The organism is Halopiger thermotolerans (genome assembly GCF_054654555.1).
This window is the reverse complement of the sequence record NZ_BAAIEU010000003.1, coordinates 482,626-495,268: the sequence shown is the minus strand read 5'-3', so window position 1 is coordinate 495,268 and position 12,643 is coordinate 482,626. Positions and strand designations below refer to the sequence as shown.

General features: G+C 61.0%; 12 protein-coding genes and 1 tRNA gene. 7 read left to right on the top strand and 6 right to left on the bottom strand.

All coding sequences use genetic code 11. The features are described from left to right. Window positions 1-1,532: 1,532 nt before the first annotated feature. The 3 genes from ACYQ26_RS07475 to ACYQ26_RS07465 all read right to left on the bottom strand — a co-directional run bounded on the left by ACYQ26_RS07475 (window position 1,533) and on the right by ACYQ26_RS07465 (window position 3,023). Window positions 1,533-1,787, bottom strand: a complete 255-nt coding sequence (locus ACYQ26_RS07475; protein WP_459808247.1) for a hypothetical protein — start codon at window positions 1,785-1,787, stop codon at window positions 1,533-1,535. Between the two features lie 273 nt (window positions 1,788-2,060). Then, a tRNA-OTHER gene (locus ACYQ26_RS07470) sits at window positions 2,061-2,198 on the bottom strand. A gap of 267 nt (window positions 2,199-2,465) precedes the next feature. Continuing rightward, window positions 2,466-3,023 carry a DUF7344 domain-containing protein gene (locus ACYQ26_RS07465; protein WP_459808246.1) on the bottom strand — a complete coding sequence of 186 codons (558 nt, stop codon included), beginning with the start codon at window positions 3,021-3,023 and terminating at the stop codon, window positions 2,466-2,468. Between the two features lie 391 nt (window positions 3,024-3,414). Between ACYQ26_RS07465 and ACYQ26_RS07460 the strand changes: the two genes are divergently transcribed. Next, entirely contained in the window at window positions 3,415-3,696 is a 282-nt protein-coding gene (locus ACYQ26_RS07460) for a DUF8044 family membrane protein (protein ID WP_459808245.1), read from the top strand. Between the two features lie 70 nt (window positions 3,697-3,766). Here ACYQ26_RS07460 and ACYQ26_RS07455 read toward each other — a convergent pair whose 3' ends face one another. Beyond that, entirely contained in the window at window positions 3,767-4,663 is an 897-nt protein-coding gene (locus tag ACYQ26_RS07455; RefSeq protein WP_487247245.1) for a DUF7982 domain-containing protein, read from the bottom strand. Window positions 4,664-4,967: 304 nt separating this feature from the next. Between ACYQ26_RS07455 and ACYQ26_RS07450 the strand changes: the two genes are divergently transcribed. Next, entirely contained in the window at window positions 4,968-6,020 is a 1,053-nt protein-coding gene (locus ACYQ26_RS07450; RefSeq protein WP_459808243.1) for a DUF1616 domain-containing protein, read from the top strand. 80 nt (window positions 6,021-6,100) lie between these two features. Here the strand turns inward: ACYQ26_RS07450 and ACYQ26_RS07445 are convergent, their stop codons facing one another. Continuing rightward, window positions 6,101-7,879 carry an ABC transporter ATP-binding protein gene (locus ACYQ26_RS07445; protein ID WP_459808242.1) on the bottom strand — a complete coding sequence of 593 codons (1,779 nt, stop codon included), beginning with the start codon at window positions 7,877-7,879 and terminating at the stop codon, window positions 6,101-6,103. A gap of 142 nt (window positions 7,880-8,021) precedes the next feature. On the opposite strand from ACYQ26_RS07445, the gene ACYQ26_RS07440 reads away from it, so the two are divergent. The 5 genes from ACYQ26_RS07440 (at window position 8,022) to ACYQ26_RS07420 (ending at window position 11,665) form a co-directional block, all read left to right on the top strand. Further along, complete coding sequence (locus ACYQ26_RS07440) at window positions 8,022-8,600, top strand: metal-dependent hydrolase (RefSeq protein WP_459808241.1); 579 nt, start codon at window positions 8,022-8,024, stop codon at window positions 8,598-8,600. Between the two features lie 130 nt (window positions 8,601-8,730). Further along, entirely contained in the window at window positions 8,731-9,018 is a 288-nt protein-coding gene (locus ACYQ26_RS07435) for a PqqD family protein (RefSeq protein WP_459808240.1), read from the top strand. A gap of 7 nt (window positions 9,019-9,025) precedes the next feature. Continuing rightward, window positions 9,026-9,472: a lasso peptide biosynthesis B2 protein gene (locus ACYQ26_RS07430; RefSeq protein ID WP_459808239.1), complete on the top strand. Its 447-nt coding sequence runs from the start codon at window positions 9,026-9,028 to the stop codon at window positions 9,470-9,472. Then, window positions 9,469-11,415, top strand: coding sequence for an asparagine synthase (glutamine-hydrolyzing) (gene asnB / locus ACYQ26_RS07425; RefSeq protein WP_459808238.1), 1,947 nt, complete (start codon window positions 9,469-9,471; stop codon window positions 11,413-11,415). Before ACYQ26_RS07430 ends, asnB begins: the two co-directional genes overlap by 4 nt. An 88-nt stretch (window positions 11,416-11,503) precedes the next feature. Then, window positions 11,504-11,665: a putative RiPP precursor gene (locus tag ACYQ26_RS07420; RefSeq protein ID WP_459808237.1), complete on the top strand. Its 162-nt coding sequence runs from the start codon at window positions 11,504-11,506 to the stop codon at window positions 11,663-11,665. Window positions 11,666-11,692: 27 nt separating this feature from the next. Here the strand turns inward: ACYQ26_RS07420 and ACYQ26_RS07415 are convergent, their stop codons facing one another. Beyond that, window positions 11,693-12,598, bottom strand: a complete 906-nt coding sequence (locus tag ACYQ26_RS07415) for a hypothetical protein (RefSeq protein ID WP_459808236.1) — start codon at window positions 12,596-12,598, stop codon at window positions 11,693-11,695. Window positions 12,599-12,643: the final 45 nt, after the last annotated feature.

The window sequence follows — 12,643 nt, the reverse complement described above, 5'->3', positions numbered from 1 at the left end:
CAATATACAGTGGCACGTCATTAGCGCACTGTACCGTCACGAGCAGTTTCCCCGCGACGGCACCGCTGTGGCGGAGCCGTCTCCCCATCGACTCATTGATCGACCATTGTTACAGTCATACATCTGTAAGGGGTCGGTCCGCTGCGAAAGGGTTGTACCGTCGTGTGACGGGAAATGCGTGTGTCGTGCCGTAGTTTCGGTACTCTCCACTACTATAAAAAGAAATACAATTATCGGTCAACATAAGTCTGTAACCAATTTCGTCTCGTTTCTTCCGTACCTCGGAAACTGGAGGATCGTTCTGCGTGGTAAACTACCCGTTCCGTGAGAGTGATCGTCGGTATGCGGTCGGCCCCATCGCGGAGCTCGCTCAGATCAGTAGCCGCCGCGATGGAATTCGATATCTCTAACGCGTCCGATCGGTCTGTTCTCCGTTCGTGGTCCGGTTTCCGATCGGACGCAATTGTCGATCGAACCCGCGTGCTCGTTCTGGACCGCCGCACGGTCCCGTTCCGTCCGCTCCTTCGGCTTTATAGCGGGGTACGAACGCAGCGATGGGACGCCGTCGTCGAACACGGGCGTCGGCAACTGTTCTCCGTGCTTTCGAACCACCTATTCACACCGGTCGTTGGAGAGCCGTGGACCGCCGTTTTCCATTACTATTTCTCGAAACCTCTTGACCGAGCACTCCTTTGGACGTGCTCGTTGATATGTATCACTACTGCAATGAATGTGCAAATTACTATTCCTCCGAGAAGCCCCCACCCGATGGGCGTTTTTTGAGCATCGGCGGTTATTCCGGGGCCGATGAAATACCGGTTATGGCCAACTCACGACCGTTCACTGCGTACGATGGCCAGTGCCAGTGGTCGACACCAAGACGAACGGTAGTGAACGGCGCGTTGGTTCGGTAACGGATCGGCCGGGACGAAGAGGTAGCGGCGCACCAGGAAGAAATCCTGGCGACGTCGTCCCTCCGGGGGCAGGCGTGGTGATGCGGTGTGGTGTGTCAACTGGGAGGGGTTTCCACCGTCCGTGGCGGGTAAACTGGTTTCAGCGTCGGCGAAGCTGTCGAGGCATCGAGCAACTCTCTACCCCGCCGATTGGACGGTTATCACGAATGAAAATAACTCTATTGGAAACGCCCCTTCTTTCTTGGAAGTCAAATAGACTAGTATAATCGCAGCGTGTGCAGGACCGATGAAATGCCGGTCGATGACCGGCGGGACCGCCATCCGGGGGGAGTGGATTGCGGTTTTAGAGAGGTCCCAGCGAAGGGAATCTCTATACCGTTTTTAGCGAGGTATGGATCGTGCCGAATGTCACGGCAGATTCCCGACCTCGCCGGTACGGTAATTCCGCTCCGTCGCAATAAACCCTGTCATTATCTCTCATACCAAAACGACTTATGGCCGGTGTGGGAATCGAGGCCGTTATGGAAGGCAGTAGCTTCAAAAATTCCGTCGAGCGCCTCGTCTCCGCGATCGATTCGTTCTACCGCTTCTGCCGATGCTGTACTCGGAACTACCGTATCACACCTCTTTACCGCCGGGAACGCCTCGGATAGTGACGTCGAGCTCGCGGGGATCGATCCCGTCGATTGCATCGCAGCTTCCGAGCGCAGCGACGATCTCGTCATGGACGGCGAGCGGATCCGTCGGGACTGCAGCGGCGAGGTCAGCGTCAAAGCGATACAGTGCCGTCCAAGCGATCGTCAACTTTCCGTCAGTCATAGTTTGCTCGAGATCAGCGTGAGACTCGAGGAACGTTTCGAGATCGTTAGTCATCTGTGTCGCTCCTCTGATAGGGAAAGTTCGAGTGCGGTCAGCTTCGGGCCTTTCATCGTCCAGTTCTCTACGGTCGGCCGGTAATCCAACCAGCGGTTTCGAGGCGGTTGTACGAGGCCGTCGTGTTCGGAAACGGAACGGTGAGCCATCCGACTGGTCGTCATCGGGGAGGTGTAAATCGTTTTCTCTCGTTGGCCGACTGGGCGCCTAGGCTCACGGGACTAGCGTCGGGACCGATAGCGGCGAGGTGAACGCTCATCTGCGCCCGGGCAATGGGTATGCAAGGGATTCGAACCCTGGGCCTGCTGACCAACGGTTTTCCTCGTTCCCGGTAGCGGCGCGCCGCGCGGACTCACGCCTCGATTACGCTCTCAGCAGTTCAGCTGTTCTTTCCGACTGAACTACATACCCTGGCGAACCGCCGCCCGAACTGGAGGTTGCTATTACCAAAAATCTGGCGACGATATCGCGCTGGCCGTTGCTCAAACCGTTTGGTATCCCCTGCGGGATCGCTGCTGGAACGTAGCGTCACTCGGACACCGTGCCGGAAATCGTCCCGTTCCGGACCGATTTGTATCCAAATCTCTCATTTGGGGTTACAATCGTACGTATGTAACGAACGAGTATAACGGTCATTACAGCCACTCGATCACTGTCTCAGATTCGCTCCGAAATCGATTACGATACGATAATGTAGATCACTAAAATAAATATCGTCACTGTCTCGAGTAGCACTATATTCGCCATCAGGGACGGATCAACGGTGAAGTCTGGGATCAGTTTAGAGGGACGAACGGTCGATCGGGACTCGGGGGAATCGGCGCCCACCTCTTCGGGGCTCGTTCGAGCGGTGTAAGAGAACTCCGCAGGTGACCGGGTATCTCGCGACCGGTCTTCGGTTCGCTCTGCTTTTCCGACCGATCTCTCTATGTAAGCGAGCGTATCGATTACCGTCTCGTATCGCTCGGCGGCACTGATCACGTCGTCGTCCTCGGCGTACGAGATCACGTCGTTTTTGACGAGTTTCGGGATATGGTTCTGTCGTAACGAGACGCGCACGCTGTTCCGAGAGACTCGGTCTTTACCGCGGTTTTCCTCTGCTTCGATTATATCTTCCACGATCGCGTTGAGCGGTATCTCGTCTTCGGTTCGCTCGTTGATCCTGCGTATGATTATCCGCCGCCGGTTATTTGCGAGTACCTCGATAAGCCAGCCGTCGGCGTACGTTGAAGCCATCCGTTCCAAACCTTATATTTTCATTTGATTCTCCTGTAATAGTTCTTTTGGATAGGTGGATAGATATAATTTTAAGGTTTCTGAATAACGAAATAGGGTCTCAAGAGCGATGTCTACGGATAAGTGCCGAGGCAGAGACAGCTCTCGTCGGGGTGTAACGCTCGCAGCGCTCGTCCGACCGGCTGCGAGCAGTTCGCCGACGTTCGGCGGACGGCTCGATAACTCGTCCGTCGAATCGGCGAATCGGTCGCCGTCCGGTCTGCCACGGCGGAAATGGTGGATTCAATACCGACGGTCCGGTCGTAACGCGGTGTCGCGATGGTCAGCTGACGACGATCCTCACGATCGAAACCCGAATTTTATCACGCCGCTCGACGGACATTCGAACTCGATGCCAACGCTTCGCAGACAGCGATTTATCTACGCACAGCTGGCCTGGCTACTGAGCGTCGTTCTCCTCTTGGCCGCCGTAGATTCGCTTACGTACGATTTGCTCTTTCTGTTCTCGCTGATCGGGTTCCTAGTCGTCACCGAACTCACGGCCCCGGTGAGCGTGACGCCGCGCTGGCGACAGCGGTTGATCTGGGTTATCGTAGTCGGACTGGTCGGATTTACGGTACTCGTCGTTCGCCGACTCGTCGCTATCCTCCCGCCGGAAATCCTTCCGGTATGAGTGGCTGACCGCTCACGCGTCCCTGTCGACTTCGCGGGACTCACCCGCTCGCGTCTTTCCAGGCGCTTCACTAGTCCTCGTCGGCGCCCCCGATCCGATTCCGGTCCGCACTGCTCGCATAAAATTGGCAGGAGACGAACCAATCGGCCTGACCGTCCGCGCTGGTCACGTCCACTTTCACCGGTCGATCGAGCCCCGTCGCTAGTCCGGTCGCGAGAATCGACGGAATCGGATGATCGAATCGGTCGAGCGGTCCAACCGTACTATCCGAGATCGCGACTGTGACGCAGTTCGATTCGGGATCGAAGTGGGGATTTGCACGAGATGCGAGTTCGAACTGGTCGGTGATCCCGTCACAGAGCTGCACGGAGAGCGGTGCGGGTTTCTGTGCGAGTTCGCCCGAGAGCGTGTGTTCGATCTCTCTCACGAGCGCCGCGCCGATCGGCTCGAGAATCTGGTCCTGCCGTTCCTCGAGACCGGGCGCGTTCGGCGTCCGTCCGCGCTCGCGTCGCGGCACGCACAGCCGAGGTGATCGGGTTCCGTCTCCGGGTCGATAAATGCGAACGGATTGCAGATCGAGGGCGTCCGCGAGCGTCGACCAGTTATCGGCGGTGGTCCTGTAGATGCGTTCGGCCACGTTCGCAGCGACGAACCGCTCGGGGGTTACGTAGTACGTGAGCACTGCTCCGTACACGCCGATCGCCCCGAGCGCGACGAGCACGGTGCGTTCGGCGGGTAGCAGTACGCCCCCTGCAAGCATTGCGAGGCCGACCGTCGCGAGTGCGAGAGCCGCCTGCCGGTAGGCTTTCCGCGTTCGCACGTACTCCTTATACGGATTCTCGGATCCGAGAAATTCGATTCGCGACGTGATGTCGAACCGGTCGGCCTGAGCTGTCGTCGCCGCTACTGAAGCGGTATTCGATCCGCCATCCGTCTCCGATCGTTCGGTGGGTTGTGACGTACTCATTGGGATCATCCCGTTCTGTTGACTTCGCGGCGGCGTGCGACGGTGGTGGTCACGCTCACCGGTCGTCGATCGACTCGGTCGGGACGGCCGCGTAACGCGTCGGATATTTCCATCTCTCCGGACAGGGCAGTTCGCCATCCGGACCCGTTACGTTTGATTCGCACCTCACTAATTTTGTACAATCCGTGTTGAAATTACCGGTTCCCGAGCTTCCGATCTTGCGCAGTTTCCGTCGGAGTGACTGAAACCGATAGTTTGGACGATCGACCGATTTTTCACGGTTAGTAACCATACCCCGCACCGAATGGAGGATCGACGAATCCAGCGGTTCGACGTTGCCAACCGAGCGCGCAGGCTGCCGGCCGATCTCGCAGCGGCCGTCGTCGTCACCGGGCTCGTCAACGGCGCCGTGTTCGTGCCGGTATTGCGTGCGACGCCGCTTCGGATCCCGCTCGGGCTCGTCTTCGTTCTATTCGTTCCCGGGTACGTCTCCGTCGCCGCGCTCTTTCCCGAAGACGGGACGGCTATCGCGGCGTCGGCGACTAGTGGACCGTCTCGAGAGACTAGTTGGGGACTCAGTCTGCTCCACCGGTCGGGAATCGATCGGCTCGAGCGCGTCGCGCTCTCCTTCGGTGGCAGCCTCGCCGTCGTTCCGCTGATCGGGCTCGCCCTCAACTTCACTCCGTGGGGGATTCGATTACTCCCGATCATGCTCGCGCTGACCGGGTTCACGATCGGCATGACCGCGATCGCCGTCGTTCGACGGCGGCGGCTTCCCGAGGAAGACCGATTTCGCGTCCCGTACCGCGAGTGGTATCGCGCCGGTCGGAGCGAGCTTTTCGAGTCGCCGTCGCGTCGCGGGACGATCCTGAACGTCCTGCTCGTCGCGTCCGTCGTCCTCGCCGCCGGGACGGTCTCGTTTGCGGTCGTCGTCTCGCAGGAGAGCGAACAGTACTCCGCCGTGTACCTGCTCTCCGAAACCGAGGACGGAGAACTGATTGCCGACAACTACTCCACGGAGTTCTCCCCCGGGGAGTCCCACCCGATCACCGTCGGCGTGGACAACCACGAGTACGAAACGATCAACTATACCGTCGTCCTGCTCGAGCAGGCCGTAACCGTCGACGGCAACGAGACGATCGTCGAACGACAACGCGAACTCGACCGATTCGAGACGCGGTTGGCTCACAACGAGACCTGGCGCCACCGACATCGACTCGAACCGACGATGACGGCCGAGAACACCCGCTTCGTGTGGTTGCTCTACCCCGGCGGCAGCGACGCCGTCCCGGCGGACCCGTCGATTGCGACCGCCGAGTATCACGTCCACCTCTGGGTCGACGTCGCGGAGGCGTAATCCAGTTCGACCGCTCGAGATCGCTTCGCCGGTCGCCTCGTTCCGCGTCCTCGTCGTTCGATGACGTTGCTTCACGACGCTTACTGTGTCGCGTAGAGGTCGGCGTAGGGCCCGTCGCGTTCGAGGAGTTGCTCGTGGGTCCCGTTTTCGACGACGGCTCCGTCGACGAGGGTGTAGATCCGGTCGGCGTCGTCGATCGTCGAGAGGTCGTGCGCGATACTGATCGTCGCGTACCGGTCCTCCAGCGCGTTGATGCCTGCATATACGTCCCGTTCGATGTTCGAATCGAGTTCGCTGGTCGCTTCGTCGAGCACCAACAGGTCGGCGTCTTTCAGGAGCGCTCGCGCGATCGCGACGCGCTGTTGCTGCCCGCCGGACAGCCGCACCCCGTCCTCGCCGAGTTCGGTCTCGTACCCGTCCGGGAGCTCCGAAAGGAATTCGGTCACCTGAGCGACCTCACAGGCTCGCTCGACCGCGGCTCTGGGGGCGCCCCGATTGCCGACTTTGACGTTTTCGAGGAGCGTGCCGTCGAACAGGTACGGATCCTGCCGGACAACGGCGATTCGTCGCCGCCACTGCGTGACGTCGAACGCTTCGATCGGCGTCCCGTCGGCAAGAATTCGACCGGCGTCGGGGCGCTGCAGTCGACCGAGCAACGAGACGACCGTCGATTTCCCGGCGCCCGACGGGCCGACGAGCGCGACCGTTTCCCCGCGGGAAACGGCGAACGAAACGGACTCGAGGACTCGCTCGCCGTCCTCGTACGCGAACGAGACGTCGTCGAACTCGAGCCGGTCGATCGATTCGACGTGGCGGTCACCGTTGTCGTCGCTCAGTTTCTTCGACTCGAGGTCGTGGATCCGCGACTGGACGCGGATGACGTGGGGCAATTGGCCGTCCAATTGGTAGAGGGCGGTGTTTATCTGGTTCACGACGGGCGACAGTCGAAAGACCGCAAAGAGGAACACGCTGAGTTGCGCCAGCGTGAGGCTCGTGTACCTGAACCCGGCGTAGACGAGCGCGAAGACGACGGCGGCGTTCGAAAATCGATTGAGATTGTTCAGCGCCGCCTGGTTACGCCGGAGCCTCACGCTGTCGGTTTCGTAGTCGTCGAGGACACTTCGCATGCGGTCGACGAGCGCCGATCGCATGTTGAACAGCCGGACGTCGCGCATTCCCTGAATTGCGGTCTGGGAGATCGTCTGTATGCGGTCGTTCGCGGTGGCGATGTCGTCGCCGGCCGTGTACGCCGGCTCGAGGACGTACCGGACCGCTATCGTGCTGAGCCCGAGTCCGACGAGTGCGACCGCCGTCAGCTCCAAGGAGAGGAGCGCAGCGATGACGAGGTAGATCCCGCCGCGAAGCGTCACCTCGACGATCTTGAACCCCGCCATAGCGATCCCCCCGGCCCGGTTCGTTTCCGTGATGAGGCTGTTGAGGAGTTCGTCGGAGCCGGCTCGGTCGATGTACTCGATCGGTCCGTACACCAACGCGTCGAACAGGCGCTGCCGGAGGTGGCGCTGGTAGCTCATACTGAGCACCGACTGCAGCCACGCGGTGAGGAAACTCAGCACGAACCGGACCCCCATGACCGCTGCGACCCCGAGAATGAGCAACTCGAGCGTGAACGGGAGGCCGAAAAACGAATAGAGTCGAACGAAGGCTCCGAGAATTCCGTCCGCGTCGCTCGGCGGCGCCGACGACCGGGCGAGTTCGACGATCGGGAGCAAAAACCCGAGTCCGATCCCCTCGAGGAGCGCCGTCGCGAGACTCAGTACGACGATTCCGGTTCCGAGGAGCGGACGGAACAGCATCGCCTCGCGGATCGCGGCCGCTTTTTCGCGGATGTCGCCTGACATGTGTTTTGCGTAGCGTCTACCACGAAAGCGATTTAAATAAAATACAGTACCGCCCTCGAGCCGTCCCCTCGCTAGTGGAAGTACTAGGTCGAGCGGATGCGAAAGCTTACAGTAGCCGAATTGTACTAGCGAGAAGACGACAATGCTTCCGTGGGGCCATCTCGGCGTCGGGTATCTCGTTTACACCGTCGGAACACACGTCGGTCTGGATCGCCCGCCACGGGAGCTACCCGTGCTCGCACTCGCACTCGGTACGCAGGCGCCGGATCTCGTCGATAAACCGCTCAACTGGTGGTTCGACGTCTTCGACGGGCGAGCCATCGGTCACTCGTTGTTGACGACCGTCCCGATCTGTCTGCTGCTGTTTTTCGTCGGCAAAAAGTACGGCCGCGGTGAGCTCGCGGTCGCCGCTTCGATCGGCGTCTTCACTCATCTGCTCGGTGACGCGTGGCGTCCGTTGCTCGCAGGGAACTTCGAACCCGCCCGCTATCTCCTTTGGCCCCTGTTCTCTCCCCCGACGTATCCGTCAGATAGCTTCGCTGACCACCTTCAACAGTGGGTCGCCCACGTGCAAATGCTCCGCGCGTTCCCCTGGCGGCAGCTGCTGTTCGACCAGTTCGGCGTCCAGTTGCTGCTCGCTGTCGTCGTCCTTACCGTCTGGGCACTCGACGGGTTTCCCGGCGCTCGAACGATTCGAAACTGGATAACCCGCAGAGCGTAGCGAGACGCATCCTACGATTTCCGAGCGGTCCCGGTGTCCTAGTTTCCGAATTGCTGACGCGATCTCGAACCACGTCAGAAGGATTAATAGTCGGGGAATCGATATCACTCCTATATCGGGGGTACTAGACGTGACCAACCTTTCCGCATCGACGCGAGTCAGCCGAACGGAGAACTGCCTGGCAACGACGATCGACGGTGAGACCGTTATCCTCCACCGGGACGCGGAGAAATACTACGGGCTCAACGAGGTTGGGACGGTTGTCTGGGAGTCGTTACAGCGACCGCGTACGATCGCGGAACTGTGCGATGCAGTGACCGCGACGTACGACGTCTCTCCCGACCGCTGTCGAACCGACATTGAGGACGTCCTGGTCGAGATGAACGAGCAGAACCTCGTTCGGTTCGAGACGGCATAGCTCACGCATGGGGCGAACGCCTTCGTTTCTCTCGTATTCGGTCGGGGATCAGGTTCGAGTGCTCGCTGCGGCCGCCCTGTTGCTCTCGTTGCCGCCGGTACTCGGCGCGATTCGGTTCGAACGGGTACGGCGGGTTCTGTTACGGGCGAGCGACGCCGCGGCAGTAGCGATTCCCGGCGATCCCGCGCCGGCCCGAATCGTTTCAGCTACCGAGGCGGCTGACCGCCACTTGCCGGGCTCGAGGCGGTGTCTCGTCCGGTCGCTGACGACCGAAACGCTCCTCCGCCTCTACGCGTTCACGCCCGACCACCGGATCGGCGTCACGAAAGGCGCCGACGGCGTCGTGAAAGCGCACAGTTGGCTCGAGTTCGACGGCGAGATCCTGATCGGTGAGCTGGAGAACCTCTCACAGTACGAACCGTTACCGCCCCTGAACCGAGGGACCAACTTGTGAGCGGTTTCGTCGCACTGTTCGACCGTCAGGGGACCGGTCTCGATCGGGGCGTCGCTCGAGCGATGCTCGATCGGATCGACCATCGCGGTCCCGACGGGAGCGGGCTCTGGTGCGACGGGAACGTCGCATTGGGCCATCAGCACCTCCAGTCGACGCCGGAATCGACGTTCGATGACCAGCCCGTTCGGGAGGACGACCTCGTCGTCGTCGCCGACGCTCGCCTCGACAATAGGGGTGAACTGCGCGAGAAGCTCGGGCTGCGGGAAGCCGGACACCCTGTCCCCGATAGCCGACTGCTCCTGGCCGCGTACGAAAAGTGGGGTCGGAACTGCGCCGAACGGTTACTTGGATCGTTCGCCGTCGTTATCTGGGACGGCGACCGAGACGTTCTCTTTTGCGCACGCGACCGATTCGGCGTCAAACCGCTGTACGTTCACCGCGGCGACGACGTCTTCGCGGCCGCGTCCGAAATGAAAGCGCTGCTGACTCACCCGGAGGTCTCGGCCGCCGTCGACGAGGTGAAGATCGGCGATTTTCTCGTCGGGCGGTTCGACGACAAAGAGCGGACGTTTTACCGGGCGATTCGGCGGCTTCCGCCCGCTCACACGCTGACTGTCGACGGCACCGACGCCGAAAAGCGCCGGTACTGGGACCTCGATTCGACGCGAACGATCTCGCTCGAGTCGGACTCGGCCTACGAGCGTCGCTTCCGCGACCTCTTTCGGCAGGCCGTCGAGTGTCGCCTTCGGACGAGCGGCACCGTCGGAACGTCGCTCAGCGGCGGGCTCGATTCGTCGTCGATCACCGTGATGGCGCGGACCCTGCTCCCGTCGGACCAACCGTTACCGACGTTCTCGAACGTCTACGACGACGCTCCCTCGAGCGACGAGCGCGAGTTCATCGAATCGGTGACCGCCCGGCGCGGGATCGAATCCAACTACGTGTTCCTCGACGACGTCAGGTCCTTCGAGGATTGCGAGCGGATGTTTCGTCACTACGATCTACCGCCTCACGATACGATGCATCACGCCATCTGGGAGCGCGTGAAACGCGCCGATCAAGACGGCGTCGACGTCCTGCTGGAGGGCGCGCTCGGAGACAGCGCCGTCGGATACGGACTCGGCTTTCTCTCGGAGTTACTGCGGACGGGGCGCTGGCGGCGGCTCTGGAACGAGCTTCGAGCGATGAGCGACGTCGTCGGCGCTTCGCCCCGACACCTGCTCGTTCGACATGCGGTATCGCCGCTCGTCCCGGAACCGATCGATCGGTTGCGCTCGCGATTACGCGGCGACCCCGTCCTAGAAGCGGCCGAGAACCCGACCCTCGATTCGGCGTTCGTCGATCGAATCGGACTGCGACGCCGACTCAAAGCGACCGATTTGGGCGTCTCTGTCCTCCGAGAAACGGCCCGCCGACGCCAGCGCCGGTCCCTGTGTTCCGGACTGATAACGGCGAGCCTGGAGACTGCGGATCTAGCGTTCGCCGCGTTCGGCGTCGAGCCGCGGTATCCGTTCACCGATACGCGCCTCGTCGAGTTTTCCCTCGCGATGCCCCCGTCACAGCAGCTTTCGGACGGCTGGACGCGTTCGATCGTTCGGCGGTCGCTTCGGGACCTCCTGCCGGACCAAATCCGAACGCGTCCGTGGAAGACCGACATGAGCGAGGGGTTCCGCAATTCGTTGGCGCTCGAGCGGGAGGCCCTTCACCGACTCGTCGACGATCCCGGCCCGCTAACGGCGTATCTCGACGAGCAGGAACTGCGAACGACCTACGACCGGTTCCCGGAACACGCTGACATCCGAGACGCGCGAGTGCTCTTTCGAGCGCTCTCGCTCTCGAAGTGGTTCGACGCGGATACCGTCGCCGATTGGCAGTTTCGGCGGTCTCGCAGCGATAGTAGGCGCCACACGTCTGGCCTGCGTTCCTCGAGCGTAGACGGCTAGGAACGTTCTCCGTCCGACCGCCACGACCGGTTACTAATTCTACACGTCAGTTAGAATTAAGTAATGTCAGATATACTTACAGGATGCGATGTCCGGCAACCAAGACAGCAGTCAGTACAGTCCGCCCGAACTGACTGAATACGGCTCGATCGAATCGGTCACAGAACAGGTGAACAAAGAAGGCGTCGCGTCCGACCAGTGGAGCGAGAACACCCCGCTCCTCGGCTCTACCGACCCCGCTCCGACGTAACACCGTAACTACCGATGCTATTTTGTTTTACTTGAGATCGGTAACCACTACCTCGACTAGCTCCGGGAGACGCGCGTGATCCTCGGGTCGCCGTACTATCCTGATCGGCGCGGTCTCGATGACCCGTCGACACTGCTGGAAGTGAACTCCAAACTGATCCGTATCGCCGAGAAGCCCTCGCGCGTACGTTCTCGAGACGAGTTCCAACACCGACTCCGGTCCGGATATCGCCTCGAGGCCGAGTTCGTCGCCGTCCCGCAGCACGTAACAGCCGGCTAACGGCGCGGGATCGGGTATCTCGTCGATCTGGAGCAGTCGTTTCTCGTACCACGAATCCGAGGAGGGCGTCGTGCTGTCCTCGAGGCCGAGGGCCGCCGCTGCGTCCGGCCGCAACCGCAGTTGCGGCACGCCCGGTAGTACCGTGGGGCCGTTCGAATCGAATCGGACGGCGACGACGTCGTCCTCGAGGATCGAATACCCGCTCGCGTTGAACGCGGCCGCGGTCGTCGATTTCCCCGCGCCTCTCGGTCCGAGAAACACCGCTGCCCGGCCGTTCACGGAGACGGCACTAGCGTGGAGTACTAGGTGATCTCGCTGGTGGAGGACTAGCCCCAAGAGTTCGTTTTCGATGAGCCGGTAGAACTGCTCTCTTTCGACGACGCGCTCCTCGAGCGGATCGCAAGTGATCCGCTCGCCGTTTTCGATCAGGACGGACCCGAGGGAGTCGTACGTCAGCCGGACTGCGTCCGGCGTCGCTTCGATGTGCCGGCCGCCGCAATCCGCCTCCCTTTCGGCCTCCGGAACCGGATCGACGTTTCCGCGGCGGATCTCTACGTCTACGTCCGCGTCGCTCGACCGTCCCTCGACGAGCGGTAATTCGGGCAGTCGGAAGTCCGAGCGTATCGTCAGGTCGTACGCGGTGTGGTGAACCATTACTATCTGCTATCGTCGTCTTGCCTGTGCGACCCACAGTCACCT